General features: G+C 70.6%; 21 protein-coding genes. 8 read left to right on the top strand and 13 right to left on the bottom strand.

What is annotated here, in order from left to right:
- Positions 1-42 precede the first annotated feature (42 nt).
- On the bottom strand, positions 43-2,130 hold the full coding sequence (locus tag R2B38_RS33325) for a non-ribosomal peptide synthetase (protein ID WP_318019523.1): 2,088 nt from the start codon (positions 2,128-2,130) through the stop codon (positions 43-45).
- Positions 2,131-2,174: 44 nt separating this feature from the next.
- Positions 2,175-4,628 (bottom strand): Pls/PosA family non-ribosomal peptide synthetase, encoded by a 2,454-nt coding sequence (locus tag R2B38_RS33330; protein WP_318019524.1) that lies wholly within the window; start codon positions 4,626-4,628, stop codon positions 2,175-2,177.
- 526 nt (positions 4,629-5,154) lie between these two features.
- Here R2B38_RS33330 and R2B38_RS33335 point away from each other — a divergent pair.
- Positions 5,155-6,327: a YihY/virulence factor BrkB family protein gene (locus R2B38_RS33335; protein WP_318019525.1), complete on the top strand. Its 1,173-nt coding sequence runs from the start codon at positions 5,155-5,157 to the stop codon at positions 6,325-6,327.
- Positions 6,328-6,432: 105 nt separating this feature from the next.
- On the opposite strand, the gene R2B38_RS33340 is transcribed toward R2B38_RS33335, so the two are convergent.
- On the bottom strand, positions 6,433-7,275 hold the full coding sequence (locus R2B38_RS33340; protein ID WP_318019526.1) for an NAD(P)H-binding protein: 843 nt from the start codon (positions 7,273-7,275) through the stop codon (positions 6,433-6,435).
- Positions 7,276-7,356: 81 nt separating this feature from the next.
- Between R2B38_RS33340 and R2B38_RS33345 the strand changes: the two genes are divergently transcribed.
- Together R2B38_RS33345 and R2B38_RS33350 are read left to right on the top strand one after the other, a co-directional pair.
- Entirely contained in the window at positions 7,357-8,292 is a 936-nt protein-coding gene (locus R2B38_RS33345; protein WP_318019527.1) for an AraC family transcriptional regulator, read from the top strand.
- Positions 8,293-8,302: 10 nt separating this feature from the next.
- On the top strand, positions 8,303-9,013 hold the full coding sequence (locus R2B38_RS33350) for a helix-turn-helix transcriptional regulator (protein ID WP_318019528.1): 711 nt from the start codon (positions 8,303-8,305) through the stop codon (positions 9,011-9,013).
- Here the strand turns inward: R2B38_RS33350 and R2B38_RS33355 are convergent.
- Both R2B38_RS33355 and R2B38_RS33360 read right to left on the bottom strand, forming a co-directional pair.
- On the bottom strand, positions 8,981-9,391 hold the full coding sequence (locus R2B38_RS33355; protein WP_318019529.1) for a VOC family protein: 411 nt from the start codon (positions 9,389-9,391) through the stop codon (positions 8,981-8,983). The two genes, R2B38_RS33350 and R2B38_RS33355, sit on opposite strands and share 33 nt — an antisense overlap.
- Positions 9,392-9,482: 91 nt before the next feature.
- Entirely contained in the window at positions 9,483-10,118 is a 636-nt protein-coding gene (locus tag R2B38_RS33360) for a VOC family protein (RefSeq protein ID WP_318019530.1), read from the bottom strand.
- An 85-nt stretch (positions 10,119-10,203) separates the two neighbouring features.
- Between R2B38_RS33360 and R2B38_RS33365 the strand changes: the two genes are divergently transcribed.
- Positions 10,204-10,767 carry a hypothetical protein gene (locus R2B38_RS33365; RefSeq protein WP_318019531.1) on the top strand — a complete coding sequence of 188 codons (564 nt, stop codon included), beginning with the start codon at positions 10,204-10,206 and terminating at the stop codon, positions 10,765-10,767.
- A 10-nt stretch (positions 10,768-10,777) separates the two neighbouring features.
- Positions 10,778-11,440, top strand: a complete 663-nt coding sequence (locus tag R2B38_RS33370) for a ThuA domain-containing protein (protein WP_318019532.1) — start codon at positions 10,778-10,780, stop codon at positions 11,438-11,440.
- 48 nt (positions 11,441-11,488) lie between these two features.
- Here R2B38_RS33370 and R2B38_RS33375 read toward each other — a convergent pair whose 3' ends face one another.
- The 7 genes from R2B38_RS33375 to R2B38_RS33405 form a co-directional block, all read right to left on the bottom strand.
- A complete protein-coding gene (locus tag R2B38_RS33375; RefSeq protein ID WP_318019533.1) occupies positions 11,489-12,553 on the bottom strand; it encodes a LacI family DNA-binding transcriptional regulator in 1,065 nt (354 codons plus the stop codon).
- A 178-nt stretch (positions 12,554-12,731) separates the two neighbouring features.
- Entirely contained in the window at positions 12,732-14,324 is a 1,593-nt protein-coding gene (locus R2B38_RS33380; protein WP_318019534.1) for a family 43 glycosylhydrolase, read from the bottom strand.
- Positions 14,321-15,226: a carbohydrate ABC transporter permease gene (locus R2B38_RS33385; protein WP_318019535.1), complete on the bottom strand. Its 906-nt coding sequence runs from the start codon at positions 15,224-15,226 to the stop codon at positions 14,321-14,323. The genes R2B38_RS33380 and R2B38_RS33385 overlap by 4 nt, the downstream gene beginning before the upstream one ends.
- Positions 15,226-16,110: a sugar ABC transporter permease gene (locus tag R2B38_RS33390; protein ID WP_318019536.1), complete on the bottom strand. Its 885-nt coding sequence runs from the start codon at positions 16,108-16,110 to the stop codon at positions 15,226-15,228. Before R2B38_RS33390 ends, R2B38_RS33385 begins: the two co-directional genes overlap by 1 nt.
- Before the next feature lie 10 nt (positions 16,111-16,120).
- Positions 16,121-17,452, bottom strand: a complete 1,332-nt coding sequence (locus R2B38_RS33395) for an ABC transporter substrate-binding protein (protein WP_318019537.1) — start codon at positions 17,450-17,452, stop codon at positions 16,121-16,123.
- Positions 17,453-17,634: 182 nt separating this feature from the next.
- Positions 17,635-18,726 (bottom strand): LacI family DNA-binding transcriptional regulator, encoded by a 1,092-nt coding sequence (locus tag R2B38_RS33400; RefSeq protein ID WP_318019538.1) that lies wholly within the window; start codon positions 18,724-18,726, stop codon positions 17,635-17,637.
- Between the two features lie 120 nt (positions 18,727-18,846).
- Positions 18,847-19,860 (bottom strand): hydroxyacid dehydrogenase, encoded by a 1,014-nt coding sequence (locus R2B38_RS33405; protein WP_318019539.1) that lies wholly within the window; start codon positions 19,858-19,860, stop codon positions 18,847-18,849.
- Between the two features lie 282 nt (positions 19,861-20,142).
- On the opposite strand from R2B38_RS33405, the gene R2B38_RS33410 reads away from it, so the two are divergent.
- Both R2B38_RS33410 and R2B38_RS33415 read left to right on the top strand, forming a co-directional pair.
- On the top strand, positions 20,143-21,762 hold the full coding sequence (locus R2B38_RS33410; protein ID WP_318019540.1) for a carboxylesterase/lipase family protein: 1,620 nt from the start codon (positions 20,143-20,145) through the stop codon (positions 21,760-21,762).
- A 212-nt stretch (positions 21,763-21,974) separates the two neighbouring features.
- Positions 21,975-23,030 (top strand): LacI family DNA-binding transcriptional regulator, encoded by a 1,056-nt coding sequence (locus tag R2B38_RS33415; RefSeq protein WP_318019541.1) that lies wholly within the window; start codon positions 21,975-21,977, stop codon positions 23,028-23,030.
- On the opposite strand, the gene mmuM is transcribed toward R2B38_RS33415, so the two are convergent.
- Complete coding sequence (gene mmuM / locus R2B38_RS33420) at positions 23,020-23,943, bottom strand: homocysteine S-methyltransferase (protein ID WP_318019542.1); 924 nt, start codon at positions 23,941-23,943, stop codon at positions 23,020-23,022. The two genes, R2B38_RS33415 and mmuM, sit on opposite strands and share 11 nt — an antisense overlap.
- Before the next feature lie 112 nt (positions 23,944-24,055).
- Here mmuM and R2B38_RS33425 point away from each other — a divergent pair, with 112 nt between their 5' ends.
- Complete coding sequence (locus R2B38_RS33425; RefSeq protein ID WP_318019543.1) at positions 24,056-24,823, top strand: hypothetical protein; 768 nt, start codon at positions 24,056-24,058, stop codon at positions 24,821-24,823.
- The last annotated feature ends 46 nt before the right edge of the window (positions 24,824-24,869 follow it).

Genomic DNA, 24,869 nt, shown 5'->3' on the forward strand with positions numbered 1-24,869 from the left:
TCGGTGGTGCTGTCGATCATTCGGCCGGGGGTGCGGCGGGTCTCAGGAGGAGACGGGCGGGTCCAGCAGTCCGGCCAGGTCCGCGAGGACCGGGTGTCGGGTGACGTCCTTGAGGCTGATCGCCCGGTCCAGGGCGACCGCCAGCTTCACCGCGGCCAGCGAGGTGCCGCCCCGGTCGAAGAAGTGGTCCTGACGGCCGATCCGGTCGGCCGGGATGCCCAGCACCACCGCCCAGGCCGCCGCCAGCCGCCGCTCGGCGGGCGTGTCCGGCCCGTCTCCCACGGCGTCCAGGTCACCGGCGAGCGCGGTGAGCGTCCTGCGGTCGGTCTTGCCGTTGGCGGTCAGCGGCAACGACGCCCGCCAGTGCACGACCGACGGCACCATGTACGCGGGCAGCGACTCGGCCAGCGTGGACCGCACCGCGCCGGCCTCGACGGGCCGCGGGCCGGTGCAGAACGCCACCAGCGACGTCCCGCGCACGACGACCACGGCGCCGTCGCGCACCCCGTCCACCCGCAGCAGCGCGTTCTCGATCTCGCCGATCTCGACGCGGAAACCGCGGATCTTCACCTGGCTGTCCCGGCGCCCGAGGAACTCCAGCTTGCCGTCGGGACGCCAGCGCCCGTGGTCCCCGCTGCGGTACAGCCGCTCGCCGGGCCGGTACGGGTCCTCGGTGAAGGCCGCCTTCGTCCGCTCGGGATCGTTGACGTACCCCCGGCCCACGCACACACCGGAGAACACGATCTCGCCGGGCGCCCCCAGCGGCACGGGCACCAGATCCTCGTCGACGACGTACACGCGCACATTGGAGACGGGCCGGCCGAGCGGGACGCGGTCGCCGTCCGGTGCCCGGTCCATGACCTCGTGGTTGGTGTCGTCCGAAGTCTCCGTCAGGCCATAGGCGTTGACGAGCCGCACCCCGGGCCGAGCGGTGAACCAGCGCTCCACCAGCTCCTTCTTCACGGCCTCCCCGGTGACCGACACACAGCGCAGATCGGGGAGTTCACGCGGCTGCCGCTCCAACTCGGCGAGCACGGCCTCCAGATACGACGGCACGACCTGGAGCACGTTCACGCGCCCCGCCTCGATCGTGTCGGCGAACCGGGCCACGTCCAGGATCACGTCCTGCTCCACCAGCAGCGTCCGCCCGCCCACGAGCGGCGCGCAGACCAGCTGCCACAGCGAGATGTCGAAGCACTGCGGCGCGGTCTGCGCCACCACCTGCCCGGCCCCGATCCCCAGGTCGTCCAGCTTGGCGAACACATGGTTGAGGAAACCCGCGTGCTCGCACATCGCGCCCTTGGGCTCACCCGTTGAGCCCGACGTGAAGTAGATGTAGGCGAGTTGACCCGGCGAGACCTCGATACCGAGGTCGCCGTCCGAGTGGCCCTCGGCGTACGCCTCGTCGACGTAGAGCGTGCGGTCGGTCGGGTCGCCCAGCGCGCCGTCGCTGCCGCGCTCGGTCAACACCAGCTCGCACCCGGCCCGTTCGAGCACCCTGGCCACCCGGTCGGCCGGGAAGTGCGGCTCGACGGGCAGATACACCCCGCCCGCCTTGAACACGGCGAGCACGGCGGCCATCCAGTCCAGGTTCCGCTCCAGCACCACGGCGACGACACCCTCGCGGGTCAGTCCCCGGGAGAGCAGCGCCCGACTCAGCTGGTTCGCCCGGGAGTTGAGCTCCCGGTACGTCCACTGCCGCTCGCCCTGCACGGCGGCGACCGCGTCCGGGCACACCGCCACCATGTCCTCGAACAGCTCGTGCACCCGCCGGTCCGGCAGCTCGCGCTTCGGGCCCGCCAACTCGTCCAGCTGGAAGCGGAGTTCGGCGTCCGACAGCAGCACCGGGCGGTCCGGCTCGGTGAGGGCGGTCACGTGATAGCCCGCGACGCGGGCGGCGGCCTCGGCGTCCAGGACGTCGGTGCGGTACCGCAGCCGCAGTGTGCGGCCGGTGACGCGCACCTCCACCGCCGGGTCCTCCTCGGCGGGTTCACCCGACAGTGCCCCGAGGACCTTGGCGTGGGCGACTTTCAGTGCGGCGGGCTCGGTCGACAGCCCGTCGGGCAGGGACACTTCGTGCTCCGCCACACCGGGCACCGGAGCGAGCGTCCACCGCGGAATGATCTCCATCGTTCTCTTTCCCCCCTGTTTCCTTCCCCCTGCGGCACGAGCCGTCAGGGAGTCCTGTGCTGTCCGGCGCGCCGTGGCGCCACCGCCGGATTCCCGCCCCACCGGGACCGCGCCGGCATCTCCTCGCCCTTCATCAGGAAGGAGTCGGCGGCCAGTTCGGCCCCGTCACCCATCGAGACGCCGTAGTGGACGAGCGCACCCACCCCGAGGGTGCAGCCGGCGCCGATGGTGATCATCTCGGACTTGAAGGTGCCGTCCTCCTGCGAGTGCGACTGCACCTTCGTGTGCGCCGACAGCGTGCAGTCGTCGCCGATCGCGGTCAGCGTGCGCTCGGTGATGTACGCGCCGTCGTCGAAGACCCGGCGTCCCATCCGCACACCCAGCAGCCGCCAGATCAGGTTCTTGAACGGCGTGCCGTTGAACACCTGGATGTAGGTGTCCGGCACCTTCCACAGCCGCTCGTGCCACCAGAAGTACGGGTCGTAGATCGAGCACAACTTCGGCTCCAGCGGCCGGAATCCACCGACCAGCCGCTCCACCAGCACGTAGTACCCGGCGGTGAAACCGAGCCCGAGCATCAGGGACGCGCCGATCAGCAGCCCGCCGCCGATGCCCTCACCCCCGTACAGGTCGACGGCGGCGAAGCCGAGCACCGTGAGCACGAACCAGTGCAGCCAGCGCACGAACAGATACAGGCCCATCGAGCGCAGGTTGGACCGGTTCTTCGCGGCCAGCCGGCGCTTCAGTTCGTCGCCCTCGCGCAGATGGTCGAAGCGGCTGTCGCGCTCCACCGAGCGCGGGATCTCGAAGCACGGCGAGCCCAACAGGCCCACGCCCTCCCGGAGTTCACCGTCGATCGGCACCATCACCTTGGTGGCGAGCAGACAGTTGTCGCCGGTACGGCCCCCCGAGGGGTAGGCGATGTTGTTGCCCAGGAAGTTGCGCGGCCCGATCGAGGTGCGCGACAGCCTGAACGACGTACTGGAGAAGTCCGCGTTGACGATCGACAGCCCGTCCGCGACCATCGTGCCGCTTCCGACCGTGGCCAGATACGGCGTCTCGTGCTGCACCTCCGTACCGAAGTTGGAGCCGGTCTGCTCCACCTCGCCGAGGTCGTAGCCGATCGCCTTCAGATAGCCGACGATGAACGAGCTGTCCCCGCACAGCCACTTGAAGAACTTCAGGTTGGTCATCCGCGCCACCGCGCGCTGCACCGAGTAGTGGAAGCCGTACAGCGGATACACCTTGTCGGGGCGCAGCAGCGGTCGCAGCAGCCTGGGCAGCAGCGACACGGCGGCGAAGCCGAGCACGACGAATCCGACGAACGCCACGAGCGACAGACCCAGCGCCTCGCCGTAGAACCGGGCGGAGTTGAGGTCCTTGGTGTTCGGATCCAGCAGGTGGTCGAGGGCCGGGACGACGGTCAGCACCATGTAGGTGCCGCCGATCGCGAGCGGGACGTAGACCAGCAGCATCTGCAGGAACGCGCCGAGGCCGTAGCCGAAGCGGCGCAGGGCCGAGCAGTCCGCGTGCGGAACGCGGACGTAGTCGACGTCCGTGGGCTGGGCCGGGGAGCCGTGCACGCGCTGCCCCGCCGGGACGGCCGCGTCGTCGTACAGGGCGGAGGAGTGGCCGAGTTGGGACCCGTCGCCCATGACCGTGCCGATGTCGAGGACGGTCTTCTCACCGACGTACACCTCGCTGCCGAGGGTGACCCGGCCGGTGCGGATGCGGCCGGCCCGCGCCTGGTAGCAGAGGAAGAAGGTGTCCTTGCGGATGACCGTTCCGTCTCCGATGGTCAGCAGGTCGGTGCAGACCGGTACGGAGTGGGACAGGATCGTGACGCCCTTGCCGATCCGGGCGCCGAGGGCGCGCAGATACAGGACGTAGAGCGGGTTGCCGGCGAACAGGATCATCGGGTTGGCGTGCAGCAGTGCCTTGACCGTCCAGAACCGGACGTAGGCGAGGCCCCAGACCGGGAACTCGGTCTCTTTCCAGCGGCCCACGAGAATCCACTTGGCCACCACCGGCACCGTGCACACACCGACGAACACCGCGCCGCCGAATATCGCGGACCGCAGATATACCTGGACCACTCCGGAACCGGAGGAGACCCATTCGTAACCCTGTCCCGTGACCGTACCGGCGAGCACGCAATACACGGCGAAAATGATGAACTGAAGCGCCCCGCACAGCAGATAGCGGGCCGTGCTCCCGGCCGGCGGTGCCTCCGCCTCGACCGGTGCGGCGGGCTCGGGTGTGTCGGCGAGTGCCGCCGCCAGACTGCGGATCGTCGGATATCCGTAGACGTCCCGCATCGACACCGACGGCAGATCCTCGCGTTTCCTGACCCGGGCACAGAAATGTGCCATCACCAACGAGTTGGCGCCCAGGTCGTCGAAGAAGTGACTGTCGAGGGGTATGACTTCCTTGCGTACGACACCGGCCAGGACCTCCGCGAGGACGGTCTCGGTGACGGTGCCGGGTGTTCCACCCACGTGGCTCCTTGGTGCTGATCGTCGTCTTTGAATTGGTAAAGACGAATACGGTGGAGTCGCGCCCGTTGTTCACGGCAGGAGCAAATTGAATAACACGCGAAACGGGTGGGGTAAATGGGAATTCGTGAGATTTGAGTTCCCTGTTGTGTGCTGAGTTTCTACATGGACTGGGCCCTGGTCCTGGGCCAATTGATTCCCCCGAGTCGTGTGCGCTGACGTCGTCCCAACGCGCGCAACGAATGCAGTCCGGATTATTTCTGGACATTCCGGAACGGGTCAAGGCTGTTTCGGTCAATGGCGCTTTTTCGTCTTCGCCGGCCGGGGGGCGGGTCAACATCAATTGACGCCCGAACTCCTCACCGGGACACTCTCCGAAACGGCCGCCGAAGTATCGAATGCGGCTTCGATTGTCGGGGCGATTATTTTCGGCCACCGCGAGCATGACACGACCGTCCCCGAGGGCGTGCATCCCGGCCGACGCCCCCGCGGGACGAGTGCATCCCGGCGCGCCGGATACCTTTAGGTCGTGCAGTCAGCAAGTGAACCCCCCGAGCGGCCCACCAGCCGGTTCCACCGGGCGCGTGCCCTCTACCGGAACGTCTCCAAGCGCAGGACCGCCTGGCTGCTGGTCAAGGACACCGTCAACTCCTGCATGGAGTACCGCATCCTGGGCCTCGCGGCCGAGGCCGCGTTCTTCACGCTGCTGTCCGTGCCGCCGCTCCTGCTGAGCCTCATCGGCCTGCTCGGCTACGTCGACAGCTGGACCGGCGCCCACAGCATCGCCGGCCTGGAGAACAACATCCTGGAGGCGTCGCGCACGGTCCTGTCCGACAAGGGCGTGCACGAGATCGCCCAGCCGATCCTGCACGACGTGATGAAGGGCGGCCGGCCCGACGTCATCTCCATCGGCTTCCTGTTCGCCCTGTGGTCGGGCTCCCGCGCGGTCAACGTCTTCATCGACACCATCACCGTCATGTACGGCCTCGACGGCGTGCGCGGCATCGTCAAGACCCGGATCGTGTCCTTCGCCCTGTTCATCGCGGCCCTGCTGATCGGCTCGATCGCGCTGCCGCTGATGGTGGCCGGCCCGGACGCCGTGGTGAACGTGGTGCCGTGGTCCGAGACGGTCGTACAGGTCCTGTACTGGCCGGTTGTCATCGTCCTGTCCGTAGTCTTCCTGACGACCCTCTACCACGTGTCGGTCCCCGTCCGCTCCCCGTGGATCGAGGACGTCCCCGGCGCCCTGGTGGCCCTCGCGATGTGGGTCCTGGGCAGCTACCTGCTCCGCATCTACCTCACCAGCACGGTCGAGGGCCCCACCATCTACGGCTCCCTCGCCGCCCCCGTCGCCGTCCTCCTCTGGATCGGCGTCTCCGCGTTCGCCGTCCTCGTCGGAGCCGCCGTCAACGCGGCCATCGACCGCGTCTGGCCCGCCGCCGCGACCGCCGCGGCCCGCGCCGCCAACGAACGCCGCCAGGACGAGCAGGTCGCCGAGTACGTCGCCCGCATGGCCGCGGTCCGGGCCCGGGACGGCGAGGACGACGACGACCCCGACGACTCCTACATGCCCTCGGAGTTCCCGGAACGCTGGTCCCGCTTCCTCCCCCCGGAGGACGTGACCTCCCGCCTCCGCACCCACGCGAAGAGCACCCACACCCACAAGGGCACCGGGGACAACTCCCCATCACCGGAGAAGTAAAGCGCCCCCAAGGGGACGGGGCGGGCCCTCTCGATCACCGGCCAGCTGAAGCGCGCCCCAAAGGGGCGCGGGGAACGGCGCGACCAGCCACGACGAGCCCGCAGCTTACGAACCGGCCTTCCAAGCGCCCGCTGCAGCCGCCTCCCGAACGAACTCCCGGAAGTCACGCGGCTCCCGGCCCAACACCTCCTGAACCCCCTCGGAGAGATACGCGTTCCGCCCGTCCAGCAGCGACTCGAACAACTCCACCAGGAACTCGACCTCCTCACCCGGCACCCCGAACCCCGCGAGAACGTCCCCGTACTGACGAGCGGACACCGCCCGGTACGAAAGCTCACGCCCCGTCACCGCACCGATCTCCGCCACCGCCTCCCCGAACGTCAGCAACCGGGGCCCGGACACGGTGACCGCCTGACCCACGTACCGCTCCCCACCCGTCACCACCGCGACAACCACATCCGCGATGTCCCGCACATCAACGAACGGCTCCCGAACCGACCCCCCGGGGAACACCAGTTCCCCACTCTCCCGAAACCCCTCCACCAACGGCCCCTCACTGAAGTTCTGCGCGAACCACGCCGCCCGCACGACCGTCCAGTCCGCCCCCGACCCCCGCAACGCCTCCTCGGTGGGCCGAGCCCGCTCCTCCCCCCGGGACGACAGCAGCACGAGCCGCCGTACTCCCAGCCCCACCGCCTCCTGCGCCAGCATCCCCACCGCACGCCCCGCCTCCGGCGCCCCCACGTCCGACGGATACACGAGATACGCGGCGTCGGCACCGCGCAACGTCTCCGCCCACGTGGACCGATCCGCCCAGTCGAACCCCCGCGCCCGCGAGGCCTCCCGCACGGTCAGCCCCGCCGCCCGCGCCGCCTCCGCCACCCGCCGCCCGGTACGTCCCGAAGCGCCGGTCACCACAATCGTCATGTTCCGCGCATTCTGTGTCATGCCCTCCAGTCAACGCCCGCGCGCCCGCATCGACCATCGCTGAACGGCTCATTCCCATAACCGCGCGTCTACGCTGGCCACATGGACGCCCTGGCAGGCCTTCTGGAGGGTCCACGCGCGCGTGGCGCCTTCATGATCCGCGCGTGCTTCGACCCGCCGTGGGCGGTACGCGTCGAGGACCGCGCCCCGCTCACCGTCATGCTCATGGTCCGCGGCGACGCCTGGATCACCCCGGACACGGGGGAGCGGATCCGGCTGCGGGCCGGTGACCTCGCCATCGCCCGCGGCCCCGCCCCGTACACCTGCGGCGACACCCCCGACACCGCCCCGCAGGCCGTGATCCTCCCCGGCGCCGAGTGCCACTACCCCGACGGCACGCCCCTCAACGGCTCCATGGACCTCGGTGTCCGCACCTGGGGCGACCGCCCCGACGGTTCCACGGTCATGCTCATCGGCACGTACCTCATGCGCGGCGAGATCAACGGCCGTCTCCTGGACGCCCTCCCACCGCTGCTGACCCTCCCCTCCGACGTCTGGGAGTGCCCGCTGACCCCGCTCCTCATGGACGAGATCGTCCGCGACGAACCAGCCCAGGAGGTCGTCCTTGACCGCCTCCTCGACCTCCTGGTCATCGCGGCCCTGAGGGCCTGGTTCTCCCGTCCGGAGGCCGAGGCCCCGGCCTGGTACCGCGCCCAGGCCGACCCCGTCGTCGGCAGGGTCCTGCGCCTCCTCCAGGACGACCCCGCCCACCCCTGGACGGTCGCCTCCCTCGCCGCCAAGGCGGGCGTCTCCCGCGCGGCCCTCGCCCGCCGCTTCACCGACCTCGTCGGCGAACCCCCGATGTCCTACCTCACCGCGTGGCGCCTGGCCCTCACCGCCGACCGCCTCCGCGACACCGAGGACACCATCGGCGCGATCGCCAGGCAGGTCGGCTACGGCAGCGCGTTCGCCCTGTCCAGCGCCTTCAAACGGGTCTACGGCGTGAGCCCGCAGGAGCACCGGACGCGATCGGCGTAGCCTTCCCGGTGTGTACGCGGAGAGGGCGTCCCGGCTGCCGGGCGCGGTGGTCTGGAGCCGCACGATCGAGGCCTCCACCGCCGGCCTGGTCCACCCCGTCCTGCCCGACGGCTGCATGGACCTCCTGTGGAACGAAGGCCGCCTCCTGGTCGCGGGCCCCGACACCCACGCGTACGTCCCCGGGACCGCCCCCGCCCATTGGGCAGGCATCCGCTTCGCCCCCGGCACCGCCCCCACCTACCTGGGCGTCCCCGCACACGAACTCCGCGACCGTCGGGTCGACCTCACCGACCTCTGGCCCGCCGCGACCGTACGCCGCCTCACCGCCCGCGTCTCCACGGCCCCCGACCCCGCGACCGCACTGGAGGAAACGGCACTGGAACGCGCCGCGGACGTGCCCCCACCCGATCCCCTCCTACGACACCTCGTGGCGGCCCTCGACACCGGCCGCCCCGTCGCCGCCACCGCCGACGAACTCGGCCTCGGCGCCCGCCAGTTGCACCGCCGCTCCCTCGCCGCGTTCGGCTACGGCCCCAAGACGCTCGCCCGGGTGCTGCGCCTGCAACGCGCCCTCGCGCTGGCCCGCGCCGGAGTCCCGTTCGCGGAGACGGCGGCCCGGTCCGGTTACGCGGACCAGGCCCATCTCGCCCGGGACGTCAAGGAGTTGGCGGGGATACCGCTGGGGCAACTACTCGGCGGGGCCGCCCAACGGGGCGAATAGATCGACCCCGTTGCCATCGGGGTCGTGCAGGACGGCGTACCGCTGCCCCCAGAAGGCGTCCCACGGTTTCAGCTCGCCGTGTTGCCCGGCGCCGACCAACTCCTCGTAGACCCGGTCGACTTCGGCGGGGTCGTCACAGAGGAGAGCGAGTGCGGCCCGACTGCCGCTGCCGCCGCTGGGTGCCCGCCACCCCGGGTGGAACGAGCGGACCGTGTCCTCGGTGTCCAGCAACAGCCTCAGCCCGCCGGGCAGTTGGGCCTCGGCGTGCGGCTGGCTCTCGGCATCCTCGGGGAATCCGAACCCGAGCCGACGGTAGAAGGCGACAGAGGCGGCCATGTCGGAGACGATTAGGCCGATCGCGTCGAATCGTGGAGTCATGCGGCAACGGTAGGCGGGGCCGGGTCGGCCGGTCTTGAAGGAATCGGACACCGCGCTCGGCGGATCGTTCAGCCGAAGGTCACCGGTCAGCTCAGCCGAAGGTCACCGGTCCTCGGGGCGTGTCCACCGTGAAGGAGAGACCCACCGGGCCCTCGGCCACCACCAGCTCCGCCCCCACAGCCGACAGCAACGGGCGGATCTCGTCCGGGACCGGTGCCGTCGCGGTCAGCTCCAGCAGAGGCGCGACGGGCAGGCCCGAGGCGGTCGTCGGGTGGGGCGAGGAACTCCAGTCGATGAGGAACGGCACCAGGCCGGAGGGATGCGCCGTGTCCCCGTCCGTGAGCCGCCACTCCAGCAGCGTCCCGTCGGGCCGGCGACGGCTCATCGCCCGCACGGGCCCGGGGTCGTACCCCTGCGCCCGCGCCGCCGCGACCGCCGCGTCCAGGTCGGGCGTGGACACCGCCCAGGTCACCGTCCGGGCAACAGCCAGCCCGTCGACCCCGAAGGGCCGCGGACCCGACGGCTCGGCCTGCTCCGGGTCCGGACCGATGATCTCCAGGTAGCGCGAACCACCCAGCGAGACAAGGAAGTTGCGGGTGCCGAGCCCGACATGGGCACCGCCCGCGACCGGCGCGATGCCCGTGCGCTCGGTGAACTCGGCGACCGTGGCCGCCAGTTCGGGGGTCGCGAGGACGAGATGGTCGAGGCGTGCGGGAAGAGCGTTCATCCCCACCGAGGCTACGCGGCGGGGCCGCACCGGAGGAGGGGAAAAGTCCCTCACCTGTGGAACACCTGTACGGCAGGATGGGCTCATGATCCGTGCCGTGCGCGTCCTGCCGCTGCTGTTGCTCCCCGCGCTGTCCCTGCTCCTCGTAGGCTGCGGCACCGAGAAGGCGGACGCGGGCGCCGGAACCCCCAGTGCCTCGACCGCCCCCGCCACGTCCGCCGAAATCGCGTCCCGCGCACGGTCGTTGGGCTTCGCCCCCGACCTGGTGTACGTCATCGACCCGCCGGGATTCACTCTCGCCGAGCAGTCGGTCGGTGTGTCGAACGTCGGTCTCTCCATCGCGTACACGGACCTGAAGACCGGCGTGGTGATCACCCTGCGCGTCGAGCCGGGCACGATGACCGACGCGAACTGCACGACGCAGGCGGCGTTCAGCGCGCACATGACCTGCGTACGCGACGGGAACGCCTGGTACCGCACCGGCGACGGAACGATCGAGTACGCCATGGCGCAGAAGGGCCACCTCGTGTTCGTCGACGCCGAACAGGGCAAGGTGACCCGCGCCGTCCTGCGCAAGTCGGCCCAGTCGCTCCGCCGCCCGTACAAGAGCGAACTCCCGGTCGTCCTCCCTTCCGCCCCCGCGAAATAGGCTGCGCCGCATGGCTGCCGCGCCCCGCCTCCTCGTCTTTACCCGCACCACCGACTACCGCCACGACTCCATCCCGGCCGCGGTGACCGCCGTACGCACCCTCGGTCCCTTCGAGGTGGACGCCACCGAGGACCCGGCCGCCTTCGAACGCCCCCTGGACGACTACGCGGCCGTCGTCTTCCTCTCCACCAGCGGCGAGATACTGACCCCGGCGGGCCGCCAACACCTCGCCTCCTACGTCGAATTGGGCGGCGGCTTCGTCGGAGTCCACGCGGCGGCCTGCACCGAGTACGACTGGCCGTACTACGGCGACCTCCTGGGCGCCCGCTTCGACCGGCACCCCGCCTACCAGCCCGGGAACGCGCTGATCGAGGACCGCACGCACCCGGCCACGCAACACCTGCCCGCCGTATGGCAGTTCACGGACGAGTGGTACGACTTCCGTGCCAGCCCCAGGAGTTCGACGCACGTCCTCGTCTCAGCCGACGAATCCTCCTACGAGGGCGGCCGGATGGGCGCCGACCACCCCCTCGCGTGGTGCCACCAGAAGGGCGCCGGCCGGGTCTTCTACACGGCCCTCGGCCACGCCTCGGAGGCCTACGAGGACCCGGACTTCCGCGCGCATCTGCTGGGCGGGATCACCTGGGCGGCAGGGCTGGACCAGCTGGACTAACGGCCCGGTCCGCACTGTTCGCGGGAGGGAACCGGGCTCGTCCCATGGTCACGGTCTACGGTCGGCGCACCGGCCGCCCGGCGCCCCCGTACTGGACCGTTCCACCAGCCGCGTCGACAACTCCGTCCGCGTCCCCTCCGGCCGGTCCCCGTCCATCAGCCGGACCAGCAACCGCAGCGCCGTCGCCGCCATCTCCGAGAGCGGCTGCCGGATCGTGGTCAGCGCCGGAGTCACCCAGCGGGCCTCGGGAAGGTCGTCGAAACCGACCACGCTGATGTCGCCCGGGACGCTCAACTCCCGTTCCGCCAAAGCCTCGTAGACCCCGAGCGCCATCCGGTCGGAGCAGACGAACACCGCCGTGGGCGGCTCGGGCAGGTCGAGGAGCTCGCGCATACGGCTGCGGGCCATGGCCTGGTCGAAGCCGCCGTGGCGGATGTACTCGGGGCGCACGGGTACGCCGGCGGCGGCGAGCGCGGAACGGTAGCCGGCGACGCGGGCGCTGCTGCACATCTTGTGGCGGTGACCGGCGATGACGGCGACGCGTTCGTGGCCCAGGGCGAGCAGATGCTCCGTCGCGGTCACCCCGCCCTGCCAGTTGGCCGCGCCGACCGACACCACGCCCGGCGGCGGCCCGTGCACGGGGTCGATCATCACGAACGGGATGCGGTGCTGGTCGAGCCAGGAGTACTGGGACGGCGTCAACTCCGCCAGATTGAACAGGACTCCGGCCGAACCCCGGCCGACCAGCTTGTCCAGCCAGCCCCGTTCGGGCCGGTCGGCCCGCGTCCGGGTCAGTCCCGCCGACACCACCACCTCGAGCCCGGCCTGGTACGCCGCCTCCTCCACCCCGTGCAGCACCGCCCCCGACCACGAACTCTCCAGCGAGTGCACCACCAGGTCGACCATCCCCGGCGCCTTGCCCGCGTCGAACCGGGGCCTGCGCACATACCCGAGCCGCTCCAGCGCCTCCGTCACCCGCCGCCGTGTCTCCGGCGCCACGTCCTCCCGGCCGTTGACCACCTTGGACGCCGTCGGCACGGACACCCCCGCCTCCCGGGCCACGACCGCCAGCGTCGGCCCTGCCGTCACGCTCGCGCTCCCCGTACGGACCATCGGGTACCACCTCTCCAGCCCGCCCGAGGGCATCGAAAGTTTCGGCCAGCGCTGCTTCCCCGACTGGACCACCAGCCGTCCAGAAAGCGCTTCCTACGATAGGTGCGCGTCAACACGGCGGGAAGACCAGGGAGTTCACCCGATGGCGCCGATCAGACCTTTCGAAACCCCGAACAGGTCAGCCGGGCACGCGGTCGAGGCGGAAGCCGGTGAAGTCGGCGGTGAACCGTGCGTCGACCGGATCCCACGCATGGATCCCCGCCATCGTCCCGGTGAACCGCAGCCGCGACCCGTAGTCGTCGGACAACCGGCTGAAGTCCAACTCCGGCCCGATCGGCGTCCGTTGATGTTCACGCACCCACCAGAACCGCGCCTCGGCCCCCTCGACCGTCACCCCCAGCGTCAGAGGCGCACCGCCATCGACTCCTACGACGGCCACCTGCCGGGTGCCGTCCTCGTCACGCTCCACCAGGCTCAGCACCGTACGGCCACCACCCCGCCACTGCTGCCCCCGCTGCCCCTCACCCTCGGGCTCCGCCCACGTCAAGTGCAGGCTCAGATACGCCTCGGCGCCGTACCAGAGCACCAGCCCCGCAGCCTGCGTGAAGGTCAACGGCCGCGCCTCCACGGTGACTTCGGCCTCCGCCCGGTGCTCCGTGATCCGCTGGGCGAGCAGACTGTGCGCCCACCGCGACTCCGGCCCGTGCCGCCCACGCAGCCGGATCCAGCCGGGGCGGGTGGTGGTGTCGGCCCAGGACGGGTCCGGGTAGGCGCGCGGACTGCTCCACGGCCAGCCCAACGGGCCGTCGGAATCCGGGACTTGGTCCAGTGGGGCGGGATTTGTGGGTACGTCCACCTCCACCGCCGGATGCCAGCCGCCCTGCCGTAGCCTCGGCCAGCCGTCCTCGTCCCACGTCACGGCCTGGATCGCCGTCTCTCGGCCCAGCGTGCAGCGCGGCCCGTCCGGTGTCTGTACCGGCCGCGCCGCCAGATGGCTCAACACCCAGTCCCCGCCCGGCAGTTCGACCAGTTCACCGTGGCCGGCCTTCTGCAACGGCACCGACGGATCGTCCCGGGACGTCAACAAGGGCCGGTCGTCGAGCTCGTACGGACCCGTGACTGTACGGCTGCGCGCCACCCGTACCCCGTGCTCGAACCCCGTGCCGCCCTCCGCGAGCAGCAGGTAGTACCAGTCGCCCCGGCGCACCAACTTCGGCCCCTCGATGAGCCGTTCGTGCTGGAGCAGCAGGTGCGTCGCGCCGGTCGGGGCGAGTGTGTCGCGGTCCAGCTCGGTCGCGACGATGCCCGCGAAGCGGCGGCCGCCGGGGCGGCAGTCGTTCTGGAGGTTGAGCAGCCAGAGTCGGCCCTCGTCGTGGAACAGCGCCGGGTCGAAACCGTGGCTCGCGACCCGGCGCGGGGCAGCCCACTTCCCGCTGACGTCCGAGGCCGTGGTGACGTAGGTGTCGGCGTCGAAGTACGGGGTGCCGACCGAGCGGACGATCGCATACGTCATCCAGAACCGCTCGCCGTCCCAGCTCAGCGAGGGTGCCCAGATGCCACCCGAGTCCGGGACGCCCGCCAGGGAGTCGCCGGGGACCGCGCCCCGGACGTGGCCCGCGTACTGCCAGTCGGCGAGGTCGCGGGAGCGGTGGATCGGGATCGTGGGGAACCACTCGAAGGAACTGGTCGCCACGTAGTACCGGTCGCCGACCCTGACCATCGAGGGGTCGGGGGCGAAACCGCGGACAACAGGGTTGTGCAGCAAGGTCACTTGAGGGCTCCCAGGGTGACCCCGGTGCGCCAGTAGCGGCGCATCGCGACCATCATCACGGCCATCGGGACGATGGACAGGAGTGCGCCGGTGAGGACCAGACTGGTGAGGTCGACGCCCGACTCCATGCGTTTTCCTGACCAGTTGTAGAGGCCGAGGTTGAGGGTCCAGTTCTCCTCGCCGCGCAGGACGGTCAGCGGGAGGAAGAAGGCGTTCCAGGTGTTGACGAAGGCCAGGAGGAAGACGGTCGCTCCGCCCGTGGTCATCATCCGCAGGACGATGCTGAAGAAGATGCGGAGTTCGCCGGCGCCGTCCAGCCGTGCCGCCTCCAGGAGTTCGAAGGGGACCGTGGCCTCCGTGTACACCTTGGCGAGATACACGCTGAACGGGTTGATCAGGCAGGGGATCAGCATCGCCCAGGGAGTGTCCACCAGGCCGATCTTCGAGAACATCAGGTACAGCGGGAGGGTGAGCAGCGCGATCGGGATCAGGAACGAACCCACCACGCACGCGAACACCGCGTTGCGGCCCGGGAATTCGAAGCGCGCGAGGCCGTAGCCCGTCGCGAGGGCGATGAGCGTGCCGCCCAGGGAGCCAACTCCCGCGTAGAGGAAGGAGTTCGCGGTCCAGCGCAGGAAGATGCCGTTCTCGTAGGTGAAGACCTGACGCACGTTCGCCCACAGGTGCATGCCCGAGAACCAGAGGCCGTTGCTCTGGTAGAGGCCGGTGCGGTCCTTGGTCGCGGCGACGATCAGCCACCACACCGGGAACAGGCTGTAGGCGCTGGCCAGGACCAGACCGACGAGCAGGAAGCGCTGGCCGCCGCGTGAACGGGCCGCCGGATCGGGCTTGTTGAGGCGGCGGACCTGATGGGCGCTGCGGCGTTCTTCGGTGAGGGTCATCAGTCGGCCTCCTTCGCGGTGAGCCGGTAGAAGAGGAAGGAGGCGAGGCCGAGGATGAGGGCGAGGAGGACCGAAAGGGCCGCCGCGTAGTGGTAGTTGCCCGCGTTGAACGCCTGGTTGTAGATGATCATGATGGGCGTGAAGCTGTCGTTCACGGTCTGCGGGGTGACGTTCCGGAACAGCGCCGGCTCGTTGAAGATCTGGAGCATCTGGATGATCGAGAGCATCCCGGTCAGCACCAACGCCCCGCGCACGTAAGGGATTTTGATGCTCGTCGCGACCCGGAACTCGGAGGCGCCGTCGAGGCGGGCCGCCTCGAAGAGGTCGCGGGGGACGCCCTGGAGCGCCGCGTAGATGATGACCATGTTGTAGCCGATGCCGTGCCAGGTCAGCAGGTTGCCGATGGACGGCCAGACCATCGAGGGCGCGAAGAAGTTCCAGGACAGCCCGAACACCTTGCCCAGCGACGTCAACGGGCCGACGTCGGGGCTGTAGAGGTTGATCCACACGATCGCCGCGACCACTCCGGGGATCATGTACGGCACGAGGAGGAAGATCCGGAATCGGCCCGCGGCCTTCGAGGACAGCGCGTCCAGGAACAGTGCCAGCAGCAGGCTGACGAGCAGCATCACCGGGATCTGCACGCAGGCGAACAGCACCACGCGCAGCACCGAGTTCATGAACGCCGAGTCGGTCAGGCCCTGTTGGTAGTTGTCCAGGCCGGAGAACTTCTGGGTGGAGCCGCCGAGGCCGAGCCCCGACTGGTGCTCCACGAACAGCGACTCGTAGACGGCGTACCCGATCGGTATCAAGTACAGGAAGACGAAACCGAGTTGGAAGGGCACCGTGAACGCGGCACCCTTCCAGCGCTGGGAACGGATCATCGGCGCTGCCTCAGCCCTTGACGCTGATACCGCGGGACTTCAGGTCCTTGACCGTCCACTCCTGCATGTGCGCCAGCAGATCGGTGACCTTCTCCTGCTTGTTCATCACCTTCGCCCAGCCCGTCTGCAGCTCGGTGAACATCGCGGTCCAGTCGGGGCCGAACACCCAGTCCGAGGTGACGGTGTTCAGGCTGTCGGTGACGATCTGCTTCGCGGGCTCGTAGTTCGTGCCGAGCAGCTTGTCCGAGATCGACTCGGCGACGTACGCGTTGCTGTCGGCCAGCGCCGGCATCACACCGTTGCCGGTGGTCGGGCTCGCCATCGTCTTCACCGCACCGGTGTTGGTCGACATCCACAACGCGGCCTCGGCGGCCTGCTGTTGGTGCGCGCACTGCTTGGTCACCAGGGTGACGCCACCACTCTGGTTGGTCCCGGCCGGCGTCTTGGCCGCCTCGCCCGCGAACGTCGGCCAGGGCGAGAGCGCCCACTTGCCGTCGGACTTGGTGAAGTTCTGCACCATGCCCGCCATCTGCCAGGTGGAGATCTGCCGGGTCGCGGTGCCGCCGTTGTCGTAGTTGCGCTGGACGGCCGCGTAATCGGCGAACGACAGCTTGGAGTTGAGGTCGTTGTCGATGATCTCCTGGATCACCTGGGCGGCCTTGAGGCTGCCCGCGTCCTGGAAGTCGACCTTCCAGGAGTTGCCGTCGATGGCGTACCAGTGCGCCCCGGCCTGCATGGAGAGGACTTCGAGGGTGCTGGGGTCCTCACCGGCGAAGTTGGTGATCTTGATGCCGTGCTTCTTCAGGACCTTGCCCGCGGCGATGAACTCGTCCCAGGTCGTCGGCGCCTTCAGGCCGTACTTCTTGAAGACGTCGGTGCGGTAGATCGTGAACGCGGGGGCCGAACTCGTGGGCACGCCATAGGACTTGCCCTGCACCTGCGCACTGGCCCACGAGCCCGCGTTGAACTTGGCCTTGTCGGCGGAGACGTATTTCGAGATGTCGGCGAGCGCGCCCTGCGAGACCCAGGTGGTCACGTACTCCGCCGTGTTCTGCACCAGGCAGGGCGCGTTGCCGGCCTTGACCGCGTTGGTCAGCTGCTTCTGCATCGTCAACTGGTCGGTGACCTTGGTGTACTTGAGCTTGACGTCCTTGTGAGCGGCGTTGAACGCCTTCACGACCGCGTCCTGCCCGTTGGCCCAGCCCCAGAAGGGGAGGGTGACCGGACCGGAAGACGTCTTGTCTCCCGAGCCGGATCCGCCACAGGCGGAGAGCAGACCTGTCAGCGCGAGGCCCGCGACGGCTGCACGAGCGAACCTTCTCCGGGGGCTGGTGAAGTTCATCAGGCCGTGTTCCTTCGGAAGAGAAGAGGTAGAAACCGGTTGCTGTGAAGGTAGGCAGGGTGGCCGGTTCGGAGCAAGAGGTGTGCAGCAAGTTGTTTCGACGGCCCTGGACAGACCCGCTCTGGCCAGGGAGTTTGGAGGGAAACCGGTTACGTAACGAAGATCTTCCGGGTCGCCGTCGCCTAGTCGCGCCGCGCGGGCGGACGCACCGAGTTCCGTACGACGACATGCGTGCCCAGGACCAGATGGTCGCCGTCGCCGCCCCTGCGCCGGCCCGTGCCGCCGCCCTCGCGCCGGTCCGCCACCGCGCGGAGCGCGACCCGGCCCATCTCCTCGTACGGGACGTGCACGGTGGTGAGCTGCGGGGTGAGCTGGGAGGCCAGCGGGATGTCGTCGTAGCCGACGATCGACACGTCCTCGGGTACCCGCAGGCCCGCCGTGCGCAGTGCCTGCATGGCGCCCGCGGCGACCACGTCGGTCCCCGCGAGCACCGCGGTGAAGTCGACCCCGTCCTTCAGGGTGTCCTCCACCGCCTCGTACCCGTGCTCGTAGTCGTACGGCCCGTGCCGCACCATCCCCGGGTCGAACGGCACGCCGTACGCCTCGAAGGCCCGTTGCGCGCCCCTCAACCTGCCCTGGGCGGTGGTGAGTTCGGCGTGCCCGGGGAGTACCAGGACGCGGCGGTGGCCTGCTGAGAGGAGGTGGCTGGCCATGGCGTAGGCGCCGCCCTCGTTGTCGTAGTCGACCGTCGTCGCCGGGACGTCGCCGTCCAGCGGCGGACGGCCGACGAGCACGAGGTGCGAGCCCGCCGCGTCGAGGGAGCGGGCGAAGCGGGCCATCCGCAACTGGTACTCGTCGACGTCGTACGCGCCGCCGAGCAACACCACGGCGGCGACGCCCTGTTGGCGCATGAGGTTGACCAGCGCGAGCTCGCGCTCCGGGTCGTCGCCGGTCGTGCCGACCAGGGAGAGCCAGCCGCGCAGGGTGGCCGCGCCCTCAACTCCCTTGGCCACGTGGGCGAACGCGGCGCCGGTGATGTTGTTGATGAGGATGGCCACCGTGGGCGTACCCCCACCGGCCAGGGAGCGGGCGTGCGCGTTGGTGACGTAGTCCAGGTCGCCGACGACCTTCATCACCCGGCGGCGCAGCTCCTCCGACACCGGGTAGTTGCCGGACAGCACGCGCGAGACGCTCGCCACGGAGACACCGGCGCGCTCCGCCACGTCCCGGATCGTCGCCCGGCCGATGTCGCCCGACGCCTTGCGCTGACTCACCGTAGCGACTCCTTCACCATGACCGCGTTCCCGCCGGGCGCTCTGGGGCCTGCTCCCGCGCCGGTCCGGAAACCGTATCCCAAGGTCGTTCCCGGTGCGGCGGCCTGTGGACGGCGCGGATCAGGCGACACGGGCCAGGTCCGCGTGCCGTACCTCGTGGGCCGGTGGCAGGCCCGCGGCCAGGCGCTCCAGCTCGTCGACGACGATGCCGCCGAGCCGTGCCAGTTCGTTGCCGAGGGAGCCCGCGATGTGCGGGGTGAGGAAGACGTTGGGGAGTTGGTACAGAGGGGAGGTGGGGGGCAGCGGCTCGGGTTCGGTGACGTCGAGGATCGCGGTCAGCCGGCCGGACAGCAGCTCGTCGGTGAGGGCCTCGTGGTCGATCAGGGCACCCCGGGAGGTGTTGATCAGCACCCCGCCGTCCCGGATGAGCGCGAGCCGCCCGCGGTCCAGCATGCGCTGTGTCTCGGGGATGTCGGGGGCGTGCAGGCTCACGATGTCGCTGCCGCTCAACAGGTGGTCCAGCGGCAGGAGTTCGGCACCGAGCACGGCGGCCTCGGTGACGCTGACGTACGGGTCGTGCAGGAGGACCTCGAAGTTGTACGGCCGCAGCAGTTCCAGCAGTCGGCGGCCCACCCGGGAGGCGCCGATGACGCCGATGCGCCGGCCGAGGTTGCCGATGGGCGCGGTCTCGGCGGGTGTCGGGTACGTGTGCGTGTTCCGGAAGCGGTCCCGCTGGGCGAAGGTGTCCTTCCCGGCCAGCAGGATCATCGCGAGGGTGTACTCGGCGACCGGGAGCGCGTTGCCGGTGACCGCGCTGGAGACGGTCACCCCGCGTTCCCACAGGGCCTCGCCGACCAGCGAGCGGACCGAGCCCGCCGCGTGCAGCACGGTCCGCAGCCGGGGTGCCGCCGCCAGCGCGTCGGCGTCGAGGTGCGGGCAGCCCCATCCGGTGATCAGGACCTCGGCCTCGGCCAGCGCGCGGGCGGCCTCGGGTGCGCCGAAGTCCCGTACGACGAGCCCTGGTTCGATCTCGGCCGTCTGCCGGAGCCGGTCCATCAGGGGGGAGGGGAAGAGCAGGGGCAGGTGCACCGGATCCATGGCGAACACGGCCCTCGGCGGCTGGGCGCTGGGCATGACCCTCCAGTACGGGGTGGGAAACGTTTTCTGAAAACGTCTTCTACCGTAGATCTGCCGTGGAGCGGGGGTCAATCGGTGAGAAGGGACCCCGGGCGCGGAAATATTTCGATCGCCGCGCGGCCCGAAGAGACCCCGAAGGTCCCCCGAAGACACGTAGTCCGCGCCCGGGTGGCCCGTCGTGACCCGTCCAGCCGCGCTCGTCCGCCGGAATAGCTGGGCTCGGTGTGATGCTCTGATGAGCAGCATGGTTCACGAGCGTGGTGAGGAGCTGGTGGGCGGATGACGGCGACGACGACGCAGACGGCGGAGCGGACGGGCCCCGTGGTGGGCACCCCCTACGGGGCGGTGCGCGGCCGGTACGAGAACGGGATCGCGGTCTTCCGGGGCATCCCCTACGCGGCGCCCCCCATCGGCCCCCACCGGTTCCGCCCGCCCGTCCCGCCCGAGCCCTGGACCGGGGTCCGGGACGCGCTCGCCTTCGGACCGACCGCGCCGAAACCGCCGTACTCCGAAGCCTTCGCCAAACTGCTCTCCGACCCGGTCGTCCCCGGCGACGACTGCCTCAACCTCAACGTGTGGACCCCGGAACCCGGCCCGGGCGCCCGGCTGCCGGTGATGGTGTGGCTGCACGGCGGCGCGCTGACCCGGGGTTCGTCGGCCGTCCCGGTCTACGACGGACACGCCTTCGCCCGCGACGGCGTCGTCATGGTCTCGGTCAACTACCGCCTGGGCGTGGAGGGTTACGGCCTCTTCCCGGACGCTCCCGCCAACCCCGGCCTGCGCGATCAGCTCGCCGCGCTGCGCTGGGTGCACGAGTCGATCGCGGCGTTCGGCGGCGACCCCGACCGGATCACCCTCTTCGGGCAGTCCGCCGGAGCGATCAGCATCGGCGCCCTGATCGCCGCCCCGCAGGCCCAGGGACTCGTCCGGCGGGCCGTTCTGCAGAGCGGGCCCCCGGAGGCCTTCGACCGCGACAAGGTACGGCGGATGGTGCGCCGGATGGCGACCCGGCTGAAGATTCCCGCCACCGCCGAGGCCTTCGCCGCCGTCGACCGCGAACTCCTGCTCCGCACCCAGGCCGACGTTGGCAAGCTCAGCAGCCCGGTGCTCGGCGGGCCCACGTTCGGGATCGTCATCGACGGCGACCTCGTGCCCCGCGACCCGCTGGAGGCGCTCATCGAAGGCGCTGCGGGCGAGGTGGGCCGGGGCGTCGACCTGATGCTGGGCTGGACCCGTGACGAGTACCGGCTGTGGCTGGTCCCCGGCGGCCTCCACGAGCGCGTCGACCGGCTCGGCGCGGTCGCCCTGGCCGGCGCGATGGCCCGCTGCCACTGCGGTGTGGAGGTCCCGCGCGGCTACCGCGCCCTGCACCCCGGCGCCGGCACCGCCGAGACCGTCGGCCAGCTCGTCACCGACCACCTCCTCCGCTACCCCCTGCACCGCCTCGCCGACGCCCGCCCCGGCACCGCCCACGTCTACGAGTTCGCCTGGCCCTCCAACCGCCCCGACCTCGGTTCCTGCCACGCCCTCGAACTCGGCTTCGTCTTCGACACCGGCGAGATCCCCGAGTCCGCCAAACTCGCCGGTCAGGGCGCGCCGCAGGATCTGGCCGACGCGATGCACGGGGCGTGGGTGCGGTTCGCCGTGGATGGCGACCCCGGGTGGCAGACCTGGGACGACACGCACCCGGTCCGCGTCTTCGGGGAGGGCGAGCCGTACGTCGCGCACGGGCCGCGCGACCCCGAGTTCGCCCTGTGGGCGGCCGACGCCGTGGCGAAGGCGAAGGAAGCGGTGGTTCCGGCCGAGGGTGAGGGTGCGGCGCCCGTGCGGAGCGCCACCGAACTGCGGTCGGTGGTACGGCGGTTGCGGCGGACGGGGGACGTGCGGCGCTCGTCGTGAGAGTGGTCGTTCGGGGACAGAAACCGGTTGCCCCATGGTGACCGCCGACAGCTGCCGACAACTGCCGTGCTGACGTAGGGGAATTGGCTGACGCACGCCCCTCCTCCCGACCCTCGCCCGCTGCTACTCTCCGCGCAGGGAACCGGTTGCCGGAGTGTTGTCACAGGCCCCGAGGGGGTACGCGGCGGCCCAGGGGAGGGGCGAGGCGGTACATGACCAGGAAGAGCCAGGACGCGAGCGGGAGCACCATCCGGGACGTGGCGGCCCGCGCCGGGGTGTCCGCGTCCACGGTGTCGCGGGTGCTCGGCGGCGAGTACCCGGTGAGCACGGCGACCCGCACGCGCGTGCTGCGGGCCGTACGCGAACTGGACTACGTCGCCGACGCGCGCGCCAAGGCCATCGCCGGCGTCGGGACGCCGACCCTCGCGTTCGTCCTGGAGGACATCACGGGACCGTCGTTCGCGCTGATGGCGCACGGCGTGGAGCGCGAGGCGACCCGGCTCGGCCACCTGTGCCTGGTGTGCAGCACCGAGGGGGACGTCCAGCGCGAACTGGACTTCATCGAGACCATGCGCGCCCAGCGCACCGCCGCCGTGATCCTGGTCGGCGGCACCGCGGACACCCCCGAGTACCGCGAGCGCACCCGCCGTATCGCCGACTCGCTCGCGGCGGCCGGCTCGCGGCTCGTGCTCTGCGGGCGGCCGCCGCTCGGTCCGGGCGCACCGGTCACGGTCATCGAGTACGACAACGAGGGCGGCGCGTACGCCCTCGTCGCGCACGTCCTGGCCCAGGGCCACCAGCGTGTCCTGTTCCTCGGCGGCAAGCCGGACCACGCGACCGCGCAGGGCCGTGAACGCGGTTACCTCGCCGCGCATCGCGCCCGGGGCCTCGAACCCGACCCGGAACTCCTGCTCCACGGCGACTTCACCCGGGACTCGGGCCACCGCCTGATGCGCCACGCCCTGAGCCGGAAACTGGAGTTCACGGCCGTGGTCGCCGCCACCGACATGGTCGCCGCGGGCGCGCTCACCGCACTGCACGAGGCGGGTCTGGACGTCCCCGGCGATGTTTCGCTGGCCGGTTACGACGACATTCCGTTCGCCCGCGACCTGTATCCGGCCCTGACCACGGTCCATGTCCCCTACGAGGAACTGGGCCGTCTCGCCGTACGCACCGCGCTGGGCCGCACGGCGGAGTCACCGGACGAGCACCTGCTGCTGGGCACGCATGTGGTGGTGCGGGACTCGATCGCCGCGGTCAGTGTGTGAGCGTTCGCGAGATGGACGCGATGGCTTCCGGCCCCACCCGGCAGCACCCGCCGATCAGCCGCGCGCCGGACGCCCGCCAGCCTTCGACCTGCTCGGCGGTGAAGGTGGAACTGCCCGTCCACGCACGGGCGTCGGCGTCCCAGGTCTCGCCGCTGTTGGGGTAGACGACGACCGGCTTGCCGGTGACGCGGGCCGCGATCTCGACCGCGCCCTCGACGTCCTCGGGGGCGCTGCAGTTGACGCCGACCGCGATGATCTCGTCCGCTTCGGCGACCAGCGCGAACGCCTCCTCCAGCGGCTGCCCGGCGCGGGTGCGGTCTCCGGCGATCGAGTACGACAGCCAGGCGGGCGTCCGCAGTCCGCGCACGGCCCGCAGCAGCGCCTCGGCCTCGTCGGTGTCCGGGATCGTCTCGAAGGCCAGCACGTCGGGCCCGACGGCATCCAGCACCTCCAGGCGGGGCCGGTGGAAGGCCTCCAGCTCGGCGACGCTCAGTCCGTACCGGCCGCGGTACTCGGAGCCGTCCGCGAGCATCGCGCCGTACGGCCCGACCGAGGCCGCCACGTAGAGCGGCCGTTCGATGCCCCGCCGCCCCGCCTCCACCGCCGCGTCGATGGCCAACTCCACGCTCAGGGCGATGAGTTCGGCCGCCCGGTCGTGCTTGATCCCGCGCTTCGCGAAGCCCTCGAAGGTGGCCTGGTAGCTGGAGGTGATCGCCACGTCGGCGCCCGCCTCGTAGTACGCGAGGTGCGCCTCGGTGATCGCCTCGGGCTGGTCCGCGAGGAGCCGCGCCGACCACAGCTCGTCGCTCAGGTCGTGCCCGGCCGCCCCGAGCTGGTTGGACAGCCCGCCGTCGAGGACGAGCGTCCCGGCGGCGAGGGCGTCGGCGAGGAGGGGGGCGGTGTCGCTGGTCATGCCTCGACGCTAGTCGATACGGCCGCGGAGCCGGGGCCGCGTCCAGCTGGCGAACGGTATGCCCGGAATCTGGACACCTAGGGGATTTCTGAGGGGCGCAAGCCTTGTCCGCATGCTCGACATCGTGGCCACGGGGGCCGAAGCGCGCGATGTCCTGGGTCACTCCGCCGGATCGGTCGGCGCGGCCACGCTCACCCACAACGCCAAGAACGGCGTGACCGCGGGCGTCCGGGTCGTCACCGCGGGCGACCGCACGGCCGTCCTCAAGGTCCTCACCCGCGCCAAGGGCACCACCGCCCGCTGGGCCGCCTCCGACGACCCCCGGCACTGGAACTACTGGCTGCGCGAGGCTGAGGTCTACGACTCCGGGCTCGCGCAGAGCTGGCGGCCGTACGGCATCCGAGCGCCCCGGCTGCTCGCCCGGGTCGAACGGGCCGACGGGGACGTGGCGTTGTGGCTTGAGCGTGTGGCGGGCGAGGCGGGCACGGGCTGGCCGCTGACCCGGTACGTCGAACACGCCCGCCGTCTCGGCGCAGCGCAGGGGGCCGCGCCCGTCCCCGACGAACCGTGGGCCTTCGCCGGCGACGGTGCCGTTGGCGAGGATCTCGGCAACTACCTTCCTGACTCCGTCTTCGACCTGTTCGTCCCGGCCGCCGACCTGCCGGGCTGTGCGGCGCGGGCCTACGACGCGTATCTGCACGGCCTGCGGGGGTCGGGGAGCCGGGTCGATGAACGGCTCGTACGGCTCGGGGTGTGTGCCTCCGTGGTGAAGTACGACTGGCTCGCCGCCGCGATGCTCGCCTTTCTTGCGGGGTGGGCCGATGAGGCGCGGGTGCTGGCTCCGCAGGTGGGGTTTCCGGAGGAGCCTCGTGGCGGTTAGGTACGACGGTGGTTGTGCCGCGATGGGTTGTCGTTTTGCTGCGGCG

Source organism: Streptomyces sp. N50, assembly GCF_033335955.1.
GTDB lineage: Bacteria > Actinomycetota > Actinomycetes > Streptomycetales > Streptomycetaceae > Streptomyces.

Coding starts and splice junctions, on each gene's coding strand:
- R2B38_RS33325 (WP_318019523.1), bottom strand. CDS start 2,130: ATGGAGATCATTCCGCGGTGGACGCTCGCTCCGGTGCCCGGTGTGGCG.
- R2B38_RS33340 (WP_318019526.1), bottom strand. CDS start 7,275: ATGACACAGAATGCGCGGAACATGACGATTGTGGTGACCGGCGCTTCG.
- R2B38_RS33345 (WP_318019527.1), top strand. CDS start 7,357: ATGGACGCCCTGGCAGGCCTTCTGGAGGGTCCACGCGCGCGTGGCGCC.
- R2B38_RS33355 (WP_318019529.1), bottom strand. CDS start 9,391: ATGACTCCACGATTCGACGCGATCGGCCTAATCGTCTCCGACATGGCC.
- R2B38_RS33360 (WP_318019530.1), bottom strand. CDS start 10,118: ATGAACGCTCTTCCCGCACGCCTCGACCATCTCGTCCTCGCGACCCCC.
- R2B38_RS33365 (WP_318019531.1), top strand. CDS start 10,204: ATGATCCGTGCCGTGCGCGTCCTGCCGCTGCTGTTGCTCCCCGCGCTG.
- R2B38_RS33370 (WP_318019532.1), top strand. CDS start 10,778: ATGGCTGCCGCGCCCCGCCTCCTCGTCTTTACCCGCACCACCGACTAC.
- R2B38_RS33375 (WP_318019533.1), bottom strand. CDS start 12,553: ATGGTCCGTACGGGGAGCGCGAGCGTGACGGCAGGGCCGACGCTGGCG.
- R2B38_RS33385 (WP_318019535.1), bottom strand. CDS start 15,226: ATGACCCTCACCGAAGAACGCCGCAGCGCCCATCAGGTCCGCCGCCTC.
- R2B38_RS33390 (WP_318019536.1), bottom strand. CDS start 16,110: ATGATCCGTTCCCAGCGCTGGAAGGGTGCCGCGTTCACGGTGCCCTTC.
- R2B38_RS33395 (WP_318019537.1), bottom strand. CDS start 17,452: ATGAACTTCACCAGCCCCCGGAGAAGGTTCGCTCGTGCAGCCGTCGCG.
- R2B38_RS33405 (WP_318019539.1), bottom strand. CDS start 19,860: ATGCCCAGCGCCCAGCCGCCGAGGGCCGTGTTCGCCATGGATCCGGTG.
- R2B38_RS33410 (WP_318019540.1), top strand. CDS start 20,143: ATGACGGCGACGACGACGCAGACGGCGGAGCGGACGGGCCCCGTGGTG.
- R2B38_RS33415 (WP_318019541.1), top strand. CDS start 21,975: ATGACCAGGAAGAGCCAGGACGCGAGCGGGAGCACCATCCGGGACGTG.
- mmuM (WP_318019542.1), bottom strand. CDS start 23,943: ATGACCAGCGACACCGCCCCCCTCCTCGCCGACGCCCTCGCCGCCGGG.
- R2B38_RS33425 (WP_318019543.1), top strand. CDS start 24,056: ATGCTCGACATCGTGGCCACGGGGGCCGAAGCGCGCGATGTCCTGGGT.